Origin of the sequence: Saliphagus infecundisoli, from assembly GCF_020177375.1 — an archaeon.
GTDB lineage: Archaea > Halobacteriota > Halobacteria > Halobacteriales > Natrialbaceae > Saliphagus > Saliphagus infecundisoli.
The window spans coordinates 41,690-64,923 of sequence record NZ_JAIWHV010000021.1; the positions used below are offsets into that span (position 1 = coordinate 41,690).

14 protein-coding genes and 2 pseudogenes are annotated in these 23,234 nt (G+C 55.5%); 9 read left to right on the top strand and 7 right to left on the bottom strand.

The genetic code is table 11. From position 1 onward, the window contains the following. Positions 1-72 precede the first annotated feature (72 nt). From dgoD to LCF40_RS17510, 4 genes and pseudogenes are all read left to right on the top strand, one after another. A pseudogene (dgoD, locus tag LCF40_RS23570) lies at positions 73-1,219 on the top strand (galactonate dehydratase); the annotation flags it as partial. Further along, a complete protein-coding gene (locus tag LCF40_RS23310) occupies positions 1,205-3,121 on the top strand; it encodes a beta-L-arabinofuranosidase domain-containing protein (RefSeq protein ID WP_343230308.1) in 1,917 nt (638 codons plus the stop codon). The pseudogene dgoD and the gene LCF40_RS23310, both read left to right, overlap by 15 nt. A 55-nt stretch (positions 3,122-3,176) precedes the next feature. Continuing rightward, positions 3,177-5,330 (top strand): hypothetical protein, encoded by a 2,154-nt coding sequence (locus LCF40_RS17505; protein WP_224829487.1) that lies wholly within the window; start codon positions 3,177-3,179, stop codon positions 5,328-5,330. A gap of 394 nt (positions 5,331-5,724) precedes the next feature. Beyond that, entirely contained in the window at positions 5,725-7,860 is a 2,136-nt protein-coding gene (locus LCF40_RS17510; RefSeq protein ID WP_224829488.1) for an alpha-L-arabinofuranosidase C-terminal domain-containing protein, read from the top strand. A gap of 182 nt (positions 7,861-8,042) precedes the next feature. Here the strand turns inward: LCF40_RS17510 and LCF40_RS17515 are convergent, their stop codons facing one another. After that, positions 8,043-8,819 (bottom strand): IclR family transcriptional regulator, encoded by a 777-nt coding sequence (locus LCF40_RS17515; protein WP_224829489.1) that lies wholly within the window; start codon positions 8,817-8,819, stop codon positions 8,043-8,045. Between the two features lie 424 nt (positions 8,820-9,243). Between LCF40_RS17515 and LCF40_RS23785 the strand changes: the two genes are divergently transcribed. Both LCF40_RS23785 and gfo6 read left to right on the top strand, forming a co-directional pair. Beyond that, positions 9,244-9,426, top strand: coding sequence for an IclR family transcriptional regulator C-terminal domain-containing protein (locus LCF40_RS23785; protein ID WP_224829496.1), 183 nt, complete (start codon positions 9,244-9,246; stop codon positions 9,424-9,426). Positions 9,427-9,586: 160 nt separating this feature from the next. After that, entirely contained in the window at positions 9,587-10,633 is a 1,047-nt protein-coding gene (gfo6, locus tag LCF40_RS17525; RefSeq protein WP_224829490.1) for a D-xylose 1-dehydrogenase Gfo6, read from the top strand. A 315-nt stretch (positions 10,634-10,948) separates the two neighbouring features. On the opposite strand, the gene LCF40_RS23575 is transcribed toward gfo6, so the two are convergent. The 5 genes from LCF40_RS23575 to LCF40_RS17550 all read right to left on the bottom strand — a co-directional run bounded on the left by LCF40_RS23575 (position 10,949) and on the right by LCF40_RS17550 (position 16,736). After that, positions 10,949-11,071, bottom strand: coding sequence for a winged helix-turn-helix domain-containing protein (locus LCF40_RS23575; RefSeq protein WP_345777860.1), 123 nt, complete (start codon positions 11,069-11,071; stop codon positions 10,949-10,951). Beyond that, on the bottom strand, positions 11,056-11,466 hold the full coding sequence (locus LCF40_RS17535) for a helix-turn-helix domain-containing protein (protein WP_224829491.1): 411 nt from the start codon (positions 11,464-11,466) through the stop codon (positions 11,056-11,058). Before LCF40_RS17535 ends, LCF40_RS23575 begins: the two co-directional genes overlap by 16 nt. Before the next feature lie 1,144 nt (positions 11,467-12,610). Next, entirely contained in the window at positions 12,611-13,582 is a 972-nt protein-coding gene (locus LCF40_RS17540) for an ABC transporter permease (RefSeq protein WP_224829492.1), read from the bottom strand. Then, on the bottom strand, positions 13,579-14,595 hold the full coding sequence (locus LCF40_RS17545; protein WP_224829493.1) for an ABC transporter permease: 1,017 nt from the start codon (positions 14,593-14,595) through the stop codon (positions 13,579-13,581). The genes LCF40_RS17540 and LCF40_RS17545 overlap by 4 nt, the downstream gene beginning before the upstream one ends. A gap of 239 nt (positions 14,596-14,834) precedes the next feature. Continuing rightward, entirely contained in the window at positions 14,835-16,736 is a 1,902-nt protein-coding gene (locus LCF40_RS17550) for an ABC transporter substrate-binding protein (protein WP_224829494.1), read from the bottom strand. A 102-nt stretch (positions 16,737-16,838) separates the two neighbouring features. On the opposite strand from LCF40_RS17550, the pseudogene LCF40_RS17555 reads away from it, so the two are divergent. Beyond that, positions 16,839-17,459 (top strand): annotated as a pseudogene (locus LCF40_RS17555) (DDE-type integrase/transposase/recombinase). A gap of 94 nt (positions 17,460-17,553) precedes the next feature. Here the strand turns inward: LCF40_RS17555 and LCF40_RS17560 are convergent. After that, a complete protein-coding gene (locus LCF40_RS17560) occupies positions 17,554-19,713 on the bottom strand; it encodes an ABC transporter ATP-binding protein (RefSeq protein ID WP_380682356.1) in 2,160 nt (719 codons plus the stop codon). A gap of 644 nt (positions 19,714-20,357) precedes the next feature. On the opposite strand from LCF40_RS17560, the gene LCF40_RS17565 reads away from it, so the two are divergent. Beyond that, positions 20,358-21,632 (top strand): IS4 family transposase, encoded by a 1,275-nt coding sequence (locus tag LCF40_RS17565; protein WP_224829499.1) that lies wholly within the window; start codon positions 20,358-20,360, stop codon positions 21,630-21,632. A 123-nt stretch (positions 21,633-21,755) separates the two neighbouring features. Next, a complete protein-coding gene (locus LCF40_RS17570; protein WP_224829495.1) occupies positions 21,756-23,096 on the top strand; it encodes an ISH6 family transposase in 1,341 nt (446 codons plus the stop codon). Positions 23,097-23,234 lie beyond the last annotated feature (138 nt).

Here is a 23,234-nt window from a genome sequence, read left to right on the forward strand (position 1 = left end):
CCTCACAAGCATTCCGGTTGGCAAAACAATTATATCGAGGGCGGGAAGACGTTTAGTCGAGGGTCCCAGGTAATGACAATTTCTGACTTCGAACTCTACAAATTTCTGGTCCAATGGCTGTTCCTCCCTCTCGAAACCAACGACGGACTCGTTGGCTGGGGCGAGCCGGCCGTTGAGGGCCGGGCGAAGACGGTCCAGACGGCGGTCAAGGAACTGCTGGACAACTACTTGCCCGGTACGGACCCCGCCGATGTTGAGGATCACTGGCAGGCAATCTACAGCGGCAGCTTCGATCGCGGTGGGCTGGCCCTGATGAGCACCATCGCCGGCATCGACCAGGCGCTATGGGACATCAAGGACAAGCAGTTCGGTGCGCCCGTCCACGCAACTGTTGGGCGGGGCCGCATGCGATCGGATGCGAGTCTACCAGTAGATCGGCGCGACCGGCCAGCCGACATTGCCGAGCAGGCCCGGGAGAAGGTTGTTGACGGCTTCACCACTCTCAAGATGAATACGACGCCGAATTCCGCCGCGTCAAAACCTCGCAGGCGGTCGAAGCAGTGGGCGAGCGGCTCCGGATCGTCCGCGAGACCGTCGGTAACGAGGTCGTCATCGGTGTGGACTTTCACGGCTGGGTCGACAAGTCAGTGGCCAAATGCCTCATCGCGGCGCTCGAATCGCACTCACCCTTCTTCATCGAAGAGTCAGTCTTGTCGGCACAGAACAATGCTCTGCCATACATTGCCCAGCACGCGACGACATCGGTTGCGACGAGCGGGTGAATGTACTCGCCCTGGGAATACAAACAGGTCTTCGAGCAGGGGACTGTCGACGTGATCCAGCCGATTTCAGTCACGCGGGCGGGATCATCAAAGCGAAGAAGATCATCACAATGGTCGAGGCCTACGACAGTGCGCTACCAGCGCACTGTCGGCTCGGTTTCATCGCGCTCGCGTCATGTCTCCAGGTCGATGCCTGCTCGCCGAACGCGTTCATTCAGGAGCAGAGCCTCGACATCCACTACTACGAGACCAACAACGTTCTCGACTACCTCGGCAATCCTGCTGCCTTTAAGTACGGCGAGGGCTACATCGAGTTGCCTAGTGATCTTGGCTCGGGGGTGGAGATCGACGAAGTCCACGTCCGCGAACAGACCGAAGCGAACGTGGACTGGCACAACCCGGTCTGGCGTCATGGCGACAACATTGTCGCGGAGTGGTGGGAACAGATGAGTGCTACCCGAATACGGCCGGTCGAACGTGCGTACGACTTACTCCCGTTGGGTGCTATCGAACCGCGCGGCTGGTTACGGCAGCAACTCGAGATTCAGGCCAACGGCCTCACTGGCCACCTCGACGAATGCTGGTCCGATATAGGCGATAGTCAGTGGCTCGGCGGCGAGCGTGGCGGCTGGGAACGGGGCCCCTACTACGTCGATGGCCTCCTCCCGCTCGCCCATCTCCTCAACGACGAGGCACTGATCAAGAAGTCCGAGATGTGGGTCGAGGCCTTCCTTGACAGCCAGGACGACGACGGCTGGATCGGACCCGCCGAGCAGGCCCGCGACCAGGGGTACGAGTACGACCCCTGGCCACGCTTCGTCGTCCTAAAGGTGCTCAGGCAATACTACGAGGTGAGTGGAGAGGAACGGATTCTCAACGCTATGCTGTCGTTCTGCGAGTATCTTTCAACGGCACTGGACGACAACCCCCTCGAGAGCTGGGGTCACTACCGCTGGGCTGATCTCGTCGTGAGCGTCCTGTGGCTGTCCGAGCGCACTGACGAGCCGTGGCTACTCAACCTGGCTAGGACAGCCGCGGAACAGGGCTTTGAATGGGGCAACCACTTCGATGGCCTTCATGGGTTCCGCAGACCCCATACGACCAAACGCGACGAAACAGACCACGCCGCACACGTCGTCAATAACGCGATGGGGATCAAGGCGCCCGGCGTCCGCTACCTGTTGACCGGCAAGACCGACGACCGGGTCGGCTCGGCGCAGGCTATCAACGCGCTCGATAGGTACCATGGCCAGGCGACGGGCCTGTATTCGGGTGACGAGTTCTTCGGTGGCAAGCACCCCTCGCGCGGCACCGAACTGTGCGGCGTTGTCGAGTACATGTACTCTCTGGAAGTTCTCGCCTCTATCCATGGCAACGCCCGCTTCGGCGACCGCCTTGAACGCCTCGCCTTCAACGGCCTCCCAGCGACGTTCACGCCCGACATGTGGACCCAGCAGTACGACCAGCAAGCGAACCAGGTGATCTGCAACGTCGCAGAGAAGGACTGGTTCAACGACCCGGAGGCCAATGTCTTCGGACTGGCGCCGAACTTCGGCTGCTGTACCGCCAATATGCACCAGGGCTGGCCGAAATTCGCGTCTCACCTCTGGATGCGTGACGGCGATGAACTCGCCACGATCGCCTTCGCACCGAACGCGGTGACGACAGACCTCGACGGCCAGCAAATTACGGTCAGTGAGGAAACCAACTATCCCTTCGGGGAGTCAGTCGTCTTCACCGTCGAGACGGATGAGCCAGCGACCTTCGCGCTTTCAATCCGGCTTCCGTGGTGGGTCGAGACCACCACAGTCACAACGCCCGATCACGGGACCGAGACGATTGAGGCGACGGCCGATTATCATACTGTCGAGCGAAGGTGGACTGACGGCGACGCGGTTAAGGTGGCTTTCGAGACGCCGACACGCGTCGAGCGCCGCTACCACGGTGCGGTCACGATCCACCGTGGCCCGCTGACGTTCTCGTTCCCAATTGACGCCGAACGCAAGCAGATCGGCGGCAAGATTCCCCACGCCGACTGGGAGTTCTATCCGACAGAGCCGTGGAACTACGGCCTCGAACTCAACCTCGACGACCCCGCGTCATCGGTGTCGGTCGCTTTCAACGAGCCTGGCAACGTCCCCTTCTCGCCCGAGAGCGCGCCGGTCACGGCAAGCGTCGACGGCCAGCTCGTCGCCGACTGGGGTATGGACTCCGACTACGCTTGGGCGGACACCGTCCCTAGCGGCGTCGTCAGGGGGGGTGGAGACAGCGAGTCGCTGACGCTGATTCCCTACGGCTGTACGAATCTCCGCGTCACCGAGTTTCCTTGGGTCCAATAAGCTGGCTCTCTTTATCGCCGGTACAATTAAGAGAAGGGTCGACAACAGTTAGCGCATGAGTCGAGAAGAATCTACTGTCTCGATAGCCGTCGATACTGACGACGCGAGCGAGTGGTCCGTTTCACCGCTGCTGTTCGGCAAATTCCAGGAACACCTCGACAGCGCCATCTACCCGGGCGTCTACGAGGACTACCTCCGGAACGGCTCCTTCGAGGTGTGGAACGCCTCCGGTGGGGGGCCCATGGCCGGCATCGTCTTCGATGATATTGCTGAGCACGACGGGATCGCCTACCCCTGGCAGCCAACCGGTGATGGGGCGACGTATGAACAGGTGACCGGCGGGATCCACGGGCGCCACCGCGACGACGCGCTCGACGGCGGCCCGGAGGTTCCTGAGGAGTGCTACCCCGTACCCCAGGAAGTAACGGAGCCACGGTTCCAGCGGCTCTCGTTCGAGAATAGTGACGAGGGGGGCGTCTTCCAGCGCGTCGCGCTCCCTGACGAACGCGCCCGGATGTTCAACGTAACGGTGACCGTCCGCAGCGAGGGCATCGACGAGTGCACCGTCGCGCTAACCGCGCCCGACGGCGATGCCCTAGTGTCAGCGATGGTCCCAGTGACGGGCTCGTGGGAGTGTGTGGAGGTTGAACTCGAACTCGACGCTGCGATCGACGAGCGCTACGCAGAGCCCCAGTACGGCACGTACGATCTGACGATCACGGCCGACGGACCGGGCCACCTGGACCTTGACTGGTCGACCCTGATCCCCGGAGACGCCGTTGAGGGAATCTACAACCCCGCGACGATCAACCTACTGCGGGACTTCGACGTGACGACGATCCGCTGGCCTGGTGGAAACTACGCTAGTCAAGTCCATTGGCGGGACACGATCGGCCCCGTTGAGGAGCGGCCGGTTGTCCCGATCGTCAACTGGGGCGGCCTAGAACCCAACTATCTCGGGACTAACGAGTGGCTCCGCTTCTGCGAACTGGCTGATGTTGAACCCTATATCACAGTGCCGTTCTGGTCCGCAACGGGGCCAGAAGAGGCGGCTGACTGGGTTGAGTACATTAACGGCGACCCTGAAGAGAGCAAGCTGGGTGCGCTTCGAGCCGAACACGGTTATGAAGAGCCGTGGGATGTAACATACTGGGGCGTCGGAAACGAAGTTTGGGGCCACTGGCAGGTCGGAAATACCGATGCCGCGACCTATGCCGAAGGGTATGTCGAGTATCGCGACGCAATGCGAGAAGTTGATCCGGATATCGAAGTCGACGCGAGTGCAATTGACCCCTGGTTCACCAGCGTCTACGATGGTGCCTCAGCGGACAGTCATGAGAGCGAACCACCAATCTGGAATGAGGTACTCTTCGAGAAGGCTGGTGATGCCATTGAGGGGATTGACCTCCACCGTTACACTGCCGGGATTAAGGGTAACAACACGGAAGCGCGTGAGACCTGGTGTGAGGAACACAGCGAGGACCCCATCGGATACAACGAAATACTTGTTAACTTTCCACAGGTCTACGACCGTCTATTGTCGGACGTTGAGGATCTCGCCGTTGAGAACGGATCACCCAATTGCCGCCTAACGATCGGTGAGTGGAACCTCGGGCCAGCGGTCAACGAAGATTGGCCGGCTGCGCAGACGGGGACTATGGCTCATGCCGCCTACGCTGCGAAAACCTTCCAGACGTTCATCCGCCATGGAGAGTATGTCCAGATGGGGCACTGGACTGATTACACTCTATACCCCCACCCCGATCCGCACGGACCGGCGCCACCCCATCCCGGCGCGTATATCCAGCGTGAGATGGCCGAACCCCTTCTGGAGAGCGACGCCAAGTGGGCAGTCGCTGATACGAACGTCGAAAGTCCAGACCGCCCCTTCCTCCAAACCGGTAATTGGAGCCTGCCAGCTGATAATATAGCGCTCGTTGACGCCGTGACGATCGTCAGTGATGACGGCACCACTCACACGTTTGCGACCAATGGTTCGCTCTGCGAGACGTATGAAACGAGCGTTGAGTTCGACGACGGCGGCGGCAGCACTGAGGTTACGCTGTACCGTCCGGTCGACGACGATCCATTCTTGGTTCAAGAGTCCCGGAATAAACCAGACGCCTTTGAGATCGAGACGTTTACCCTCGAGGATGGATATGTTGAGCTCCCGCCGGCATCGTTCATGAAGCTCACGCGGCAGATCTGAGACTGATCTGAAACTTAGATAGCTGGATCGACGGGCTTCAAACGGCGAATTTTTCGTCTGTTGTCCCTACAGTCGAAATCCGGCAGAAAATACATAATTATACTATATTTCAATAGAAAAAGGGGAGAATCAGCCATAATGACACCAATCAGAATAGATATCAACCTAGATCAAATTTAGCTAAACGGTGTATTCCAAAAACTTCACATCAGAGGAATCCGTGATGTCCACGTGGGGTTCTCGAAGAGTATTTTCCACCTCCACCGGCGAACTCCGTTCAGTTCAATTTCAATCTATCAGTACCGGTTAAACATAGCTATTTATCGTACGACAATTAGATAATCGATAGGATTCCCAGGGAAACCTATTTCACGGTCGACTTTGATCGATAGATATGGTCGATAGCGACCTGTTAGTTCACTCTGAGACCGACGACACGTCGATGGCGCATATCACCGTTGACGCAAACCAGCGAGCCGATTTCCATGTAGAGCCAAAGCTCTATGGGAAGTTCTGTGAGCACCTCGGCAATAACATATACCAAGGGAAGGAAGCCCAGATATTGTTCAACCCGACATTCGGTGAGTGGCACTTCCGAGGTGTCGAACGCCGACCCAGTGGAGGCTTCGTCAGCGAGAGCGATCGCGAACGGATCGAAGAACGGGTCCGGGACCACGGCAGGCCCCTGGCGTATCCACCCGAGTCTGATCCCGACGCGCTGCTCGGGGCCTACGAGGACGCACTGGCTTTTGGCTGGCAGCCCGCAGGTGATGTACTGACCAGTCCTGACACTGGCCCGAACGGTAACCGTGCCCAGCGGCTCCAGGTTGACGAAACCGGTGCCGGTGTATTTCAGGAGACGCGACTCCCCTTACACCGGGTGAGCGAGTACGAGTTCAGGACACAGATCCGGGCCACAGCGTCCACTACTGCTCGCATCTCCATTCGAACCGACGAGACTCTCTGTGACGAGTCGATACTCGACATCGGTACGGAGTGGAAGACGGTGGAGGGGACGCTCGAAGTACCAGACGATGTCGATCCTGATGCCGTCTACGAGGTGTTGCTCACCGCCGATGACACGACCGACCTTGTCGTTGAGCGGCTGTTGTTGTATCCCGGTGACCACATTGACTATGCTGATCCCGAGGTCGTTGAGTACCTACAAGAGTCAGACCTGCCGCTGCTTCGATGGCCCGGCGGCAACTTCGTCTCTGGCTACGACTGGCGTGACGGGATCGGTCCTGTCGACGAGCGACCGGAGCGCATCAATCCGGCGTGGGACGGGCTCGAACCGAATCTCTTCGGTACCGCCGAGTTTGTCACGCTCTGTGGGCATGTCGGCTGTGAACCCTCTATCTGTGTTAACGCAGGGGACGGGACCCCCGAAGAGGCCGCAAAGTGGGTTGAGTACTGCAACGGCTCGACGGATACAGAAATGGGCCAACTCCGCGCCGAACACGGTCACCCAGAGCCATTTGATATTACCTACTGGGAGATCGGAAACGAGCTCTGGGGCAAATGGCAGGTCCACTGGACGACGCCAAAAGGTAACGCCGACCGTTACCGACAGTTCCGCGAGGCCATGCTTGAGGCCGATTCCGATATCTTGGTCACGGCCTGTGGCGTCGTGGCCAATGAGGAACGTCCCTGGAACCAGGTCTTATTGGACGAATGCAGTAAGGACGTCCGCGCTATCTCCTCACACCCGCTTGCCGGAGGGCAGGTCGACGAGGAGACCGATCCGGACGAGCTGTACCACGCGTTCATGGGCTACTCCGACCAGCTCACGGACCAGTACGCAGACCTCAAAACGCAGATGCACGAGGCGGGTGTCGAAAATCCGAAACTCAACGTCACGGAACTCCAGCTGTTCGCCAGTTTCAACGCCGGTGCGGAGGGCGTCGGCCGCAAAGATGGCGGTAGCTCCAGTGACGAAGGCGCCTCGCTTACGCCAGAGACCATGCCGACGCCGACGACGATCAGTGAGGCAATCTACGACGCCTGTATGCGCCACGACTTGATCCGGCTCGGTGAATTTACTGAACTCCTTACCCATTCAGCGACGGTTAATCACGGCGGCGGGCTGCAGAAAGAAGGCGAGCGTGTCTGGGCGGATCCGTGCCACTACGGGCGCTCGATCGGGACAGTGCAGGCAGGTGCGACTCCAGTCGCCGTTGAGCTTGAGTGCGACTCGATCACTACTGAGTCGACCTTCCGCGAGATCCAACCCGTTGACGTGCCCCTAGTTGACGCGATGGCAACCATCAACGGCGGGATTCTCAACGTTATCGTCGTGAATCGCACGAGTCAAGATGATCCAGTATCAGTTACCCTAGAGATAGATGGGTTTGAGCCTAAAAACGAGGCGACGCTCACCACACTCGGAAGTGACGAACTGTACGACAAGAATACTCGCGAGGACCCGGAGAAGGTGACGCCGGACGTCGACACAATCACCGTCAGCGACGGTGCAGTATTCGACCTTCCCTCGTACTCGATGGCTCGCATCGACTTCGAGCAGGTGTAACTCGCAACCCTAGGTTCACTCATTGTTCTACGCATTACTCACGAGGGACGAAATTTTATCGAGCAGTTTTCATACCTGCAACCTGATCTTAGATTCTAAGATGATGCATGTAATTCTTGCCGAACCAACGATTTATCATTGAGAACTTCACATTCATAGTCTAAGAAATAGCAGACCGTGTGTTAGTGGTGTTCAAGCCGAAGTTCGATATTTTCAACAGTGGCGTGAAGTAATTCCAAGATTTCTTCTTGATTCTGTTCGATTCCTGCCTTCGGGCCTGAGACGCTGATAGAGCCCAATACGTTGTCCTCAAACACGATTGGCAGCCCAATTCCCTTGATATGACTGAATTCCTCCTCATCGTTAATCGCATACCCTCGGTCGAGGACATCTTCGAGTTCCTCGCGGTAGATTCGCTTGTCAGTAATTGTCTTCTTAGTGATAGGCTCAAAGTTTGAATTCGACAATATCGAATCAAGATGATCCTCATTAACGTGTGCCAAGATAGCCTTCCCCAATTCTGAGCTGTGGATATCGACATCTCCTCCTGAGTAATTCCCTGTGCTGATTTCCCAGTCTGTCTTCGAAAAGTCCACCAAGAACACTTCGTCTCCTTCGAGAATTGCAAGATGTGACGTTAATCCATGTTCACTCACCGTTGTGCGTAGTTTATTCGTCAAGCGATTAATTTCGGGCATAGACTCTTCGTACACGGCATGTCGCCGGCGCGCTTGGCCGCCATACCGGAGGATTCTCAGACTTAGGTAGTAGCCATCTTCGTCCTGTTTGATTAAGCCAAGACTGCGAAACGTTTGCAGGTAATCGTGTGTAGTGCTTCTTGCAAGACCTACCTCTTCAGCAATTGTACTTAGTTTCGATTGGCCGTTTTCATGTAGAAAATCGATAATATCGAACACTCTTTGAACAGTTTTAATTTTTCGATTTGGTTGAGATGTCATCACATATGGGCGTCACAAGTCCATACTTATAAATCACTCGGAACTGTTCCTGTCAATGGTGTATCTAAGAAGGAACGGTAGTTTACATCCTTGTTCTGTTTTCATTTCCCATCTAGCTCAGTGGCTGACTGAGAGTTCCATGCACCGGCGGGAAAGGATTACAATCATATGTTTGTAATCAGCATCCATAAGCGAGCAGTAATGAGATGAAAGTCTCTGATGCTCTTCATAGGAGATCGTTGATACTGCTGAGCAGTCGCTACGGAATCAAAGGGACTGCGTCGAATTTTAAGAAACACAATGGCTCTAACATGTTCCTCGCCGACTTCTCGAGGACCGACTGGGACATTAGCGCGGGGATTACTCCGACAGCGACGTCGACATCCGTAGTTCAGAACGTGAAAGGAGAACCTTGTAACACGTTATCAGGGATCAACTCAATTCGATATTGTCGAATAGAGAGTTCGAACCTTTCACTGAACATATCATCACCGACAAGGAAACCTACAGAGAGGTAATCAAGACCGTTCAAGACCAGGGATACACGATCAACGATGAAGAGGAATCTATCAGTGTCTCAGGCCAGGCAGGGGTCAAAAAGGATTAGCACAGTCCTAGAACTGGTGCAGACTTCCATCGAAAATGTCGAATTATAACGAGAACACCGCTGACTGACGGTCTCGTTTGTTCCAGCACGCAACCGTGAATCCCAGCGAGAGATCGCCGCCTCAACTAGCGCTTTATACTCTGCTCCAGAATAGCCGACCATGTTGCAGAACTTGGCCCGCGACGAAATGGCGCGCCGCGACTGGGACTCCGGGATCAATACGACTGTCAGGTTTGCGCTCGTCGGGCTTGGCGGCTTCACGGAGGGCGTCGTACTCTCAGCGATCCAAGAGACTGACTACTGTACAGCGACCGTCGGCATTACTGGAACGCCGGAGACAGGCGAACGCCTCGCCGACGAGTACAACCTGAAGCGCGTCCTCTCGTACGACGAGTTCCACGATGGTGAGGGGGTCGACGACTACGATGCAGTGTACGTCTGCACGCCGAACGCGCTCCACCTCGAGTACGCCGAGTCGGCAGCTGACTTGGGCAAGCCCGTTCTCTGTGAGAAACCCCTCGAAGCGACGACGGAACGCGCGCGTCGACTCCGCGACGCGTGCAATGAAGCAGGTGTGACCCTGATGACAGCCTACCGGATGCAACTCGAACCGGTGACCAGACGTCTCCGTGAATGGGTTCGCGACGGGGAACTTGGTGATATCGTCGCTGTCCGCGGGAGTCTCGACATCGACGTGCCGACCGATCAGTGGCGGTTCGACGAGACCCTCGCTGGCGGCGGAGCGATGATGGACATCGGTATCTACCCTCTTAACACGTCCCGGTTCGTCCTTGACGCGGAACCGACCACCGTGACGGCCCAAACGGCAAGTCCGCGCGAGATCGAGGTTGACGAGCACGTCGCCTTCCAGCTCTCGTTCCCCAAGGGTGTCACCGCCCACGGTCAGGCAAGTTTCGAGGCTCAACCGAAGACGGAGTTTCAGCTAGTTGGGACTGCCGCGACGGTGAGTTTCTCGCCGGCGTTCAGCGTTGCGCAGGACCGCACGGTGGAGATCCATAAAGACGGCCAGATGACTGAGTTAGAAACCAACTGGGGTCACGAAGTCATCGAGGAATTTGACTACTTCGCCCATTGCCTTGAGACGGGGACGAATCCTGCACCTGACGGGGATGAAGGCATTCGCGACCTCGAGATCGTCGACGCGATCTACAAGTCGGTGATGATGGACGAGACCATTCCCCTCTAAATTTCCGTACATCAAGGAGACAGCGCGCACGTTGATTCCATGGATGCTCTTGGGTAGGTGATTGTTGATGAGTCAGAGTGGGTTTCGAGGATGGTTTTGAGCGTCTCTCGCCCCGGTTTGCGGTAGATACGCTGGTGTAGGCTGAGATGAAGTGGTCACCGTCATCGCTGACCGCGCCTAACAGATTGATCGACGCTTGACCGCCCGAGACCGGCAGTCTCGGGCGGGAGTTCACCGGAAACCATGCTCGTTATTGCGTGGTCTTGATCACTTGCGTGTGCTGATCGATGACAACGATTCGACGGCCTGTTGCCTTCAGCGCCGGCCACTTTTTTTGAACTCCTCACGCCAGCGCTGTTGTTCAGCGGGATTTGCTTTGTAGTGACGCGGGCGGGCTGTCTGGTAAGACAGACCCGACCGCTTCATGACACGATACATGTGTACCAGCGAATATTGACGTCGAACGTCTCAGCGATGTACTCACGGACGAGAGCTGGTGTCCATGTTGGTTGATCGTAGCCTGCCTCTGACGGCGACGCTGGCGGCGTCGCCGTCAGTTCTGTCCACTGGTCGTCAGTGAGACGAGTGGATTGGCTGGGACGAGGGAGGTCGCCGAGCGCGGTTGGTTCGCGCTCGGCGACGGTCTCGAGCCAATCGTACACTGTTTGTTCGGGGAATCCAAGCAGCTGTTCGATCTCTGCCAGTGACTTTCCCTGTCGATACAGCAGAGCACTCGTGAGGCGTTTGATCGCTTTCGCATCCGTCTTCGTTCGCAGTTGCTGGCGCAACTGCTCCTCATCGACATCATCTAACTTCCCGCCCCATGTCGTCATGAGTCTCTCTATGCGCCCAAGAGATATGAACTAGTCAGCCGATCCCTATGAGAGGACTGGCCGTCACCGGGAGAGTAGGTACTATAGGGTCGGAGCTGCTCGTTGACGAAATCTCCGCTCAATCGACCAATTCCTCGGAATCCGGCTGGGAACTCAAGGATCCGCCATTGGACACACTGTGGACCGACGAGGTCGGGCCCGACAACGCACATCCTGAGTATCCGCGACCCAGTTGGCCCGCGAAGACTGGCAGAACCTTAACGGCGCCTGCCAGTTCGCCCCGGCCACAGAGGGAGAATCCCCGCCCGTCGGCCGGGACCTCAATGAGCGGATTCTAGCACCCTATCCGGTCGAATCCGCGCTGTCGGGGATCAAGCGCTATGAACCACGAATATGTAATAGCGAGCCTGGACAGCGAACCAATCGATGGGGCCACGGTCGCGACTGACAACCGCCATGCCGCCCTCACGTTCGATATCGGAGCAACGACTGCGCCTACCTCAACGGTGAACCGCGCTTCCACGTCTCGTCCCCTTTACGATTCAACCAAATTGGGATGTGCCGACTAGCCTAAGTTCGACGATTTCAGCCGGTCGTTGACGCTAACGATCAGTTCACACTATTACTGCCACCGGCACCGGTCGTGAAAATTGAACACCATTGGTCCCCGTAAGCAGAGATAGAAACGTTCAACCGGTAATACGATGTAGTCGATGTATGGACAATGTCTTTTGGGACACGATTTGTGGGATGTTACCGTGGTTTCGAATACTGGCACTCATCGACGCAGTGGTACTGGTACTTCTCTCCTTCTCGTTTCTGTACACTGATCCCGGTAGCGGCCCCTTTATCGCGGCACTTATGACATTGATTATTGTCGTGATTTCATTGGTCGTGTACGGGTTCATTGCCCATCGGTGTGCTGCACGTGAGGAAATAACATTCGACTCAACTGATGACAACTGACCAGATAGCTAGCCAACTACCACTAACGCTCTTCGCCTTCAAATGAGGCTATTCAACATAGCGCGGGACGGCACCGCTCACAGTTTGGATGTGAAAATGACAATTAGATAGAGGTCCGGGCTACAGAGCTTAGAAGGGATGAGCGCAGATTATTTGAGTTAAATGAAGAAGCGCGGTGTCAGTTTTCTTCAGCCGTGGAGTTGACGTACCGGGCCTTCAGTCGAGGATTAAAGATCTTGTCTGCGGCCTGTCCGAGCATAATGAGGCCATACGAGAGGATTACGACGGCTGCCATCGGGAGAATAAGCCAGTGGGCCGTGTCCCACGTGTAAAGGGACCCCGCGTTGTAAGCCCGCTGCATCATCAGCCCCCAGTTCGGAAACGTCTGGGGTAGGATGCCAAGGAAGTACAGCCCGATCGATCCAAAAATTACGCCACGCGCAGCGTTGACGGTGTTAATAACAATATAGGGCATGAGATTCGGAATGATCTCGCGGAGTAAGATCGTGCGAGTATTTAGACCCACAATCTGTGACGCCTCAATGAACGACTCTTCACGGAGGCTCAACACTTCCGAACGCAGCGCTCGCGCGAGTCCTGCCCATGCTGGAAGACTAATGACGACGCCAACAATGAATGGTTCACGCGGTGTGAATACGATAGACAGAACGATGATCAGTGGGAGACCGGGAATTGCGATCACCGAGTCAGTGAGCGTCATCAAGGCCTGATCTATCCGGCCGCCCGAGTACCCCGATAGGGTCCCGATAGCGATGGCGACCGTCATTGAGAAGACGGCTCCGCCGAGCATCATTTGCAACATTCCCGGGGTCGCGTGGACGATCTGACTAAGGATGTCAGCGCCGTACCGGTTTGTCCCCAGCGGATGCTCGAAATTCTGAAACGCTGGTTGTAGGACCGGCCCCGTGTTCTCAGGTTCAGGGATGAGTGCGATCCCGACCGTACCCATTAGCAGGTAAAAAGTAAGGATTGACAGTCCCACTGCCCCTCTGCGATCTGACAAGAGTATCTGCATGGGGGTTACAATATTTGCAGACAGCCAGTCTTGATATCTATCTTTTCGAGAGCGTTCGATATCTGAGACTGTATCAAACGAAGATACCTGGCTGTGGGGTTCAGAGGAACTCATCGGCTCCCCTCCCCACTATCTATTCGTGGATCCAGCTTTCCATAGGTTAGATCGGCAATTATCATGCCACAGATAACGCCGATCGTGATGATCAGGAACATTCCCATCATGAGGGGGTAGTCACGATTGTTGATTGCCTTGAGTAGTAATAGTCCGGCACCTCGATACGTGAATATCTCCTCCAAAATGACCGCACCACCGAAAACGGTCCCGATAGCAAGCAGTAAGCTCGTGTACATTGGCAGGATTGCATTCCGGCCAACATAATGCAGGGCAATTCGGGTATTCGAGAGGCCACGAAGTGACGCGACCCGAAGGTAGTCCTCGCCCAAAATTCGGACGCTGTTACCGCGCATTGATAGTGATTGCCCGAATGCTGCCGGAATGGTGAACGAGATAATTGGTAGAGCCGCATGATAGAGGACGTCAGAGATATATGCGATGGAGAGGCTAGCTTCAATCTCGCCGCTGGTATATCCGCTTGTTGGGAACCAGCCCAACTGATAGCCAAGAATATACACAGAAAGTACGCCGATGACGTAGTACGGAATTGAGGTTAAAAACGTCGCAAACGAGCTGAGCCCGATGTCGATCCTATTCCCCTCGTTGTAAGCCATCCACGCACCGATCGTGATGCCGATCACAAACGACAGCAGGATCGAACTCGCCGTGACGAGAAGCGTCCATGGCATTGCTTCGCCAATAAGTTCTGCGACCGGCTGGTTATACCAGATAGATTCTCCAAGATCCCCCTGCACAATTGAAATCATGTATTCAACGTACTGTTGCCAGACTGGTTTATCGGGATTGATATTGATATACGTCTCGGCAAGCTGATTAAGTCGCTGTCGTTCCTGTTCAGTGAGACTGCCTTGTGAGGTAATAAGTTGGGCTTTGAGATATTCAACAGGCCCTCCAGGCATCTGTCTGATGAGGACAAACGTGAAAGTGATAACGAGATATGCTGTGAACATACCTTGGAGAATCCGTTTACCCACCCATCGGACGTTCATGATATCACCTCATCAGCATCAATACTACCTAAAAAGGTGCCGCTTAGCAGTGACTGTTGGCCGGTGCCTTGAGAATCTCTGTAGCGGGTTGCTTTAACATGCGAGCACATAGTCAGTATGGATCAGTTTATTACTTATATCTTACTGTGAGCGGCTAGTTGCCTTCTATACAATCAAATGTTAACTATTTATTAGTTATGTTTTCCTTTCGATCTAACCATCGTAGTCCGGCGATTCAATTATTCTGTTTTCGCTTGCAGGATCGTTTTATTAGAGTCCTCTCGGGTTTCCTTAAGGAGCTGGGAGGGTGGGAACTGAATGCCCATGATGTCTGCATCTGGTTCCGGGAATTCCCAGTGATCGGTTGTAATGAGAGAGGAGAGTCCAGCGTTGGTAATGGGCATTACAGGTAGCGCCTGGTTGATAAACCAGGCGAACTGCTGTGCGTATTCCGTAAGTTCGTCTTCCTGGGCGACCGCTAGGTCGCTCTGCAACTGTCGCAAGTCGACTTCTTCGGTCTCTCCATCAGGTTCACCAAACGGTGGTAGTTCCACTGTCTCCTGTGGAACCCCGACTTCAGCGATGATCTGGGGATTGAGGACGTTTGTGGTGTAGAACCAGGGATGTCCAGGCCCGGCAGTGACGTGCCACGTCATCGTATAATTACCTTGTGACTTTCGCTGGGACCACGAACTAGTCGAGACGGTGGTGTCAGTGAAGTCCACACCGAATTCTTCGAAGTGGGTACCTAACGTCGTCGCGATTCCTGTTGCGTCGGGCCAGCTGGCACCCATCCACTCGAACGAAACAGTTTCGCCGTCCGATGTTTGCCACATGCCATCAACTTGTTCAAGTCCGGCTTCACGCATCATTTCAGCAGCTTTCTCGGGCTGAGAACTAACGCCGTATTCTTCGAGTTGCCCTCGAGCGTCCTCGCTGAGGAGGTCCTCGGCGAGGACATCGGTGTATCCCGATACCTGCCCCAGAAGACTATGGCGTGGGTTCATATTCCGGATGAGGCGTTCTCTATCAATGAGATATGCCAGCGCTTTGCGCGCGTTTCGTTGTCCCCAGACCGGGTGTTCATGGTTGATCACAGGCGCGATACATTCGTTAGCTGGGAGCGTGAAGTGTTCCATGTGCTCCGGGTACTGGTTCTTCGTATCTTCGGTGACTGAGTGATGGGTTGCCATGTCCATCTCGTCTGAGATCGACATTTGCCAGATCCCGTTGTCGCTAGTCACTTGGCGGAACTCGTACTCGGGGATATTATACTCGTAAGGCCAATGTTCGTTCTGCTCGAAGATCCACCTGTCCGACTGCCGTTCGGACAGTACAAGCGGACCGTTAGCGGCCGGTTGACCACTATCGACGGCGTAGGTCCAAGACTGAAGGTCCTCTTGAGCACTGGATCGTTCATCCTCACTCAAATCCTGGTTTGCCAGTTCGATCCATTGATCCCACTCGCCCCCTTCCTTGACAATGATGAACCGGTTGAGATTGGCCTGTAGTATGTTGGTACTATATGGTCGATCTACCTCAAATACGATCGTGGTCTCGTCAGGGACTTCCATCGACTCAATCCGGTTCCAGATCGGATAATCAAGCATTTCGGCGATCCGGAACTGGTTGGCAATGTCGTTCGCTGTAACCGTAGATCCATCATTCCAGCTGTGACTGTCGTCAATCTGGATCGTCGCTGTCGTATCCTCTAATGTGAACTCATTTCCGAGTCGAGAACGGAATTCTCCAGTGCTTGCATTGAAGGCGAACAGTTGAATGGAGTAGAACTGCTCAAATCCTGCGTGCTGGGCTGGATTATAGGGATTGAAGTGCGAATTGTCAGGGGGCGCATTTGTGAATAACGTGGCAGTCGAGTCAATTGGACTACCGTTACCACCGTTGCCACCATTGCCACCGTTGCCATCGTCACTACCGTTGCCACCATTGCCACCGTTGCCATCGTCACTACCGTTGCCACCATTGCCACCGTTGCCATCGTCACTACCGTTACCACCGTTGCCACCAATGCAGCCAGCCAGCCCCGACACCGCAGCGATACCCCCCATTTGAAGGATCCGCCGTCGAGACCGATTGTTAGTTGCGTGGCTACCAACCTCTATCTCCTTTTCGGGTGCCATAATCACAACTAAGTAAATAGACCCACTTATATCTAATTGATAATAATATGATTGTTCGGCAGTGTCTAGTCAACGAGCGAGCAGTCCTCGGGTTTGGCTACCATAGCTACCCAAGAACTGCTCAACGTTACGCTCGAACCCGATGCGCTTGACTGTTGGGTCAAGGAGAGTACGGCGACCGCTCTGAGGCCGCTCTTAGGCGGCTCCATTCGACAGGACTCTCGCTTCGTGAAACCGCTGTAGCTTTCGAGCTGTTTGGCAAGACTCGATCCCATCAGGCAGTATTTCAGTGGGTTAGCTGGTTGGGGAGGAAGTCCAGACCCGCCGACGGTGAAGTCGTCACGGGGCGCCGTCGACGAGACAGCTGTGATGATCGGAATTGAACGACAGTGGCTGTACGCCGCCATCAATATCGAGACGAAACTTCTGCGGATGTCTGGTTCCCCTAGACGAGGAACAGATCCAGCGGCCGCGTTTCTCGACCGACTGACCGAGAAACACGACCTCCCAAAGTCGACATTTCTCGTCGATGGAATGGGCTACCTGACCGCCCTTGCACGGTGCGATCTCCACGGTCATCTGGATGACGTCGAGCGGAATTTGATCGAGAAATGGTTCCAGACGCTCGCAATACGGATCGATCGGTTCTATCAGACGTGGATGGGGCGGCAAGCCAGTGCTCAGCGCTAGCTCACCGCCTTCATCCACTACTATAACCGGTAACGACCGATTCAGCGACTCGATTACCGTACTCCCGCCGAGGAAGTGGTGAACTGATGACTAGACACTACCATTATTTGTTTAGCACCTTTCTTATTCAGGTATCTTTGTTTGTAGTGAGTTCCGGGCTCTCCCAATACTCGTGATTAGGATCTTCACGGAAGCACGCAGCCTTCTGGTTATCGGCGCTTTCAGCTTCGTATAATGGGGGAGTCTGCTGAGTACAGACCTCTCTCGCCTCAGGGCAGCGAGTGTGAAACCGGCAGCCACTCGGGGGATCCACCGGATCGGGAATGTCGATAGTTCGGATCGGACTTTCGGACATTGCCTGCATCTCTCTGAGCTTTGGAGTTGCCCACCGAAGTGCCTTCGTGTAGGGATGGCGCGGCTCTCGAATGATCTGGTCCGCGGGCCCTATCTCAACGATCTCTCCAAGGTACATTACACCGATCCGACCACCTGATTTTTCCGTGATGTACTTCGCGTTCGAGAGATCGTGAGAGATGAATAGAAAGGCCGTCTGGAATTGCTCCTGGAGCTCAAGCATGAGATCCATCATCTCAACACGAAGCGAGACGTCTAACGCACTGATCGCTTCGTCAGCGAGAATCATGTCAGGTTCCATCAGCAGCGCACGAATGAGTGCAACTCGTTGTTTCTCGCCGCCTGAAAGCTGATGAGGATATCGTTCTGCATAATCTTCGGGTGGTGCCATTCCGACCCGGTCCAGCAGTCCCAAGATCCGGGCTTCTCGGTCAGCAGGCCCGAGGTCATTGTCGCGGTGTTTTAGGGGGAGGTCAAGTGACCTAATTACCGTACGGTTGGGATTGAGTGAACTACCTGGATCCTGGTGAATAATCTGCAGCGAACGCCTGATCTCTTCCCACGGGATATTTGCATCCCCGGAGCCATCTTTAGCAGCCCAGATGTCTTGGCCTCGGTAAGTGACGCTACCACCTGTTGGACGCTCAGCGCCAATTGCTGTCTTGCCCAGTGTTGTCTTTCCACAACCACTTTCACCGACCAGTGCGATCACTTCACTTTCGTGGATATCCAGATCGATACCGTCTACCGCCCGCACAGTCTCCGGTTCGGAGAAGAAGTCAAATAGCCCACTCTCCTCCTCAAAGTGCACCTCCAAATTATTAAGGGAGACGACAGTGTCATCGCTCTGATGACCGTATGAGACATCATAACCTGATTTATTTTCATCCACTTCAGCCGATAGTAAGGGGATCTCTTCTATGGCGCGCTCCCAATAGTGACACCTAGCAGCGTGCGAGTCGCCCATGGAATAGTATCCCGGATCATTTTGGGTACAGTCCTTCTGCGCAATCGGACATCGAGGATGATACGAACACCCGCTTGGGACATTCACTGGATCGGGACTTGAGCCCTCAATCGCCTCCATCTCATCTGCAGGTGCATCAACGTTTGGTGTAGAGTTTAGAAGCGCACGCGTATAGGGATGTCCGCTCCCTGTAACGATATCGTTGGTCGGCCCCACCTCGACGAACTCGAACGCATAAAGAACAGCGAGTCGATCGGAGAGTTCGGCGACGAGCGGCAGGTCGTGCGTAATGAAGACGATTGTGAGATCGTACTTTTCCTTTATTGTTTCCAATAATTGCAGGATCGACCGTTGCATCAGAAGGTCAAGTGCTGCAGTCGGCTCATCCATTACTAACAGTTGTGGGTCCAACACGAGGCTCAGTGCGATGAGCGCGCGCTGTTTCATCCCGCCCGAGAGCTCGTGAGGATACGCGTCAAGTACCCGATCGGGCTCAAGGTAGAGGTCAGATAAGAGTTCATGGGCCCGGCGCATCCCCTCTTCATCGTTTACATCGTGAGCGCGAATCGTCTCTAAAAAGTGACCTCGGATTTTCTTCGTCGGGTTGAACGAACTCATTGCGCCTTGGAATACCATCGAGACTTCCTCCCATCGATAGCGCTTGAGTTCTTGTTCGCTCATCCCCAACACGTCAACAGACGAATTTGGTTCGGGGGAGTAGGTGATATCGCCCGAGAGAACCCCTGGTTCAACGACGGCATCGAGAAGTGCGGATGCGAACATCGACTTTCCGCTGCCGCTCTCGCCGACGATACCGAGGGTTTCTCCCCGATGAATGTCCATGTTGACCTGATTCAGAACTTTGGAAGCTCCACGATCCATTTCAAACCTTACGCTGACGTCCTTGACTTCAAAGATCGTGTCTATAGTGTCATCTGTCTGAGATTTAGCGGACGATTGACTCATTTTCATCGCTTCTTTAGAATACGAGCCTTGAAGCGTTATAATGATTATGCCAACCTGGTGATAGATTTGAAGAGTGCTCGTCTCGATACGAGGGCAATGCTCCAAGCGGACCCACCTCGCCTACTTCGGTGAAGGGGTGTGTGTTTTCATTGCGGAGATGACGGTCATCGTGAAATGAAAGCCGGTCAATAAGGACGTCCAGCAGTACTAATGCAAGAAGATCGAGAACCACTTCAATGACCTCACGAATCCAATCTTTGGTCAGCTCCGCTTGGAGATTGAGAAATACTGCCAAGTTGAATGTAAGACAGAGTCGGAGTGGGATCAATCACACTGGTTTGAGACCATCTCGCCGGAGATTTATCGTCTGTTGCTCGGCGGATCAGCCGGCAAACACAATAGCCATGCATCGATCAACTTGACCAGCCTCAATCGTGATCAGCCTTCACAGTACTACGCCACCCGTGCACACTACCGCGTCCGGCCACTGAAAGTGACTGCTCTCGTAGACGTGAAGATGTTGTAGGGCCATCCGTCTTTAGTTAGGAGACGAACCGCGTGACAGCGGCGACTTATCGAGACTTCTTTTCGAGAGGAATGAGGAGGCGACGGCTGTGCACACCAAAGCCTCCTCATCCCGGCTTATGCGTCGTCTCACTACACTGTTTCCCTCCGAGTTCCTCGAAGAGCACGCCGAGGAACTCGGCGTGGTCGAACGCGACCGCAAGCTCCAGATTCCCGCGTTCGTCTGGGCGTTCGTGTTCGGCTTCGCCGCAGGCGAGAGCCGAACACTCGCTGGCTTCCGACGCAGCTACAATTCCACAGCCGACGAGACGATCTCACCTGGCGGCTTCTATCAGCGGTTGACGCCCTCGCTCGCGGAGTACCTCCGCGAGCTCGTCGAGCGCGGTCTCGACGAGGTCGCTGTTCCCGACGCTGTCGACGCTGATATCGACCGATTTAGGGACGTGATGATCGCGGATGGAACCATCCTGCGGTTGCACGAGTTTCTCTCCGAGGAGTACGAAGCCCGGAAAGAGGAGCAGGCTGGAGCAACGCTCCACCTGCTCCACAATGCCACCGACCAGACGATCGAACGGCTTGACGTGACTGACGAAAAAGCGCACGACAGCACGCTCTTCAAGACAGGGCCGTGGCTGCAGGGGCGGCTCGTTCTCCTCGACCTCGCGTACTTCAAGTACCGCCGCTTCGCGTTGATCGATGAGAACGATGGCTACTTCGTGAGTCGGTTGAAGCAGAGCGCGAACCCGGTAATAACGGCCGAATTACGGGGATGGCGCGGCCGCGCCATCCCCCTGGAGGGTGAGCAGATCCACGATATTGTGGACGATCTTCGCCGCGAGTACATCGATGTGGAGGTCGAAGCGGAATTCAAGCGAGGACTGTACCATGGAACGCGGTCGCTGGATACGAAGCGGTTCCGCGTCGTCGGCGTCCGCAACGAGGACGCCGATGACTACCATCTCTACATCACAAATCTCCCGAGAGAGGAGTTCCTGCCAGCTGATCTTGCAACGCTGTACCGGTGTCGGTGGGAGGTGGAGTTGTTGTTCCGTGAGCTGAAAACGCAGTACGAACTCGACGAGTTCGATACGAGCAATCCGGTGGTTGTTGAGATTCTGCTGTACGCAGCGGTGCTGTCACTGTTGGTAAGCCGTGATCTGCTGGATCTGGTCACCGAGGAGGCCGACGATGAGATCGTGTTTCCGCCGGAACGCTGGGCGGCGACCTTCCGGTCGCACGCCCAGCTCATCCTCCACGAACTCGGCGAACACCTCGGCTATTCCCCACCGCCGCTGTTGGAACGACTGATCGAAGACGCACAGAAGATTCACCGAGAACGACCGATCCTCCAAGAGACGCTCGCTACCGCTACGCAACCGAGGTGTGAGGGCTAACTAAAGACAGATGGTTGTAGGGCATAGCCAAAGGTTTGGTCGCGTCGCAAAGTCCTCTAGAGTTCAGTAGCAACTGACTCCCGTGAGGACGGGGTCACCTCTGGTGTCCACCCGAGGTGCCCCATGCACGCCACAATCGACGTGCGGTTCACGATTAGCATCGACGACCACAAAACGATACCGCTCGCCATGCTCGCCGAGTTCCTCACCGATCAGGACATCGAGTCAGCGATCCTCGAATCCGTGGTCGAAAGCCTCGACGCGAGCCGCGTCGAGGCGTATTGCGGCGAAAAACACGCCCACGGAAACGGTGACCACCGCTTCCAACGAGCCGGCACCGACACCCGCACAGCCGTCACAACGGCCGGAGAACACGAGTTCTCCCTCCACTACATCGAAGACACTGCCGCTGACCACGACCAACCCAGCTATTTCCGGCCCGTCGAAGACGTTCTCGGCTTCGACGGCCAAAACCGCTATCAACAGGATATTGCAGCCACAAGCATCGATCTTGCCACCTCCCTCAGCTATCGTGACGCAGCTGATCACGGCGACGGCATCCTCTCGAAGATGCCGTCGCCGACCACCATCAACCGCCGAGCCAAAGAATACGGCACCACCCTCAAGCAGTTCCTTCCCGACTGTGTGGCCGGAACTGAAGCCGATGCCGTCGTGGCTGATGGCACGAAGTGCCACAGCCAGGACGACGACCGCTCGTACCACTCTGTACAGGTCACGCTCGGTGAGGATAGTGCCGACAACTCCCGGTCTCTGCTGGATCTCTCGGTCAACGCTGACTGGAACGAAACAGCGTCCGATCTCGATACCATCGACGCAGTCACTGACGACGCGACGGTCGTCAGTGACGGTGACAACAGTATCGTCACGGCGTTTACCGACGAGAATCGAAGACACCAACTTGACCTCGTCCACGTCGGCCGGACGCTCTACTACAACCTCTGGGACGACGCTGTGTTCTCTCTGGATCAGCGCAGGGAGATCGTTTCGGAGGTGGTTGGCGAAGTATTCCATCTGAAGAACTCGGTTGTCACCCACCGTCCAGAGGAAGAGTTCGCGGCGATCCGCGAACGGATCGCGCGAACGACTGAGCGCATCAAGAAGACAGCGTGGCAGCTCTCGCAGTACGGCTCGAGAAAGGCTGCGGGGTATCTTCGGCGGTGGCTACCGTCGATACTGACGTTCGCTGAGAAGGCAATCGAGGGGTTCGAGGTGCCGTGGACCTCGAACCCCGTAGAACGAGCGATGGGAGAGGTCGCCAAGCGATGCAAGAACCAGTGGATGCGTTGGACAGCGGAGGGATTAGAAGCGCTGCTCCAACTTCGGCTGGTGAAGTACGCTGATCCTGATCACTACCGCACATTCTTCGACGAACTACTCAACCGATCAACCAAAACAGCAATCAGCTGTGACCTCTCAATTGAGGCTACCAGAGGGAAACTCTAGACCGCTTTGCGCACTACTTCCGAGGGTTATTCTCGATGGGAAAGCTGATCCCGCCGATTAGGCGGGATCTGCGCTCGTTCAACCGAACCAAATAGAGCCGGACTGTCACATTCGATTTCGATGAGTCAACCGGTTCGA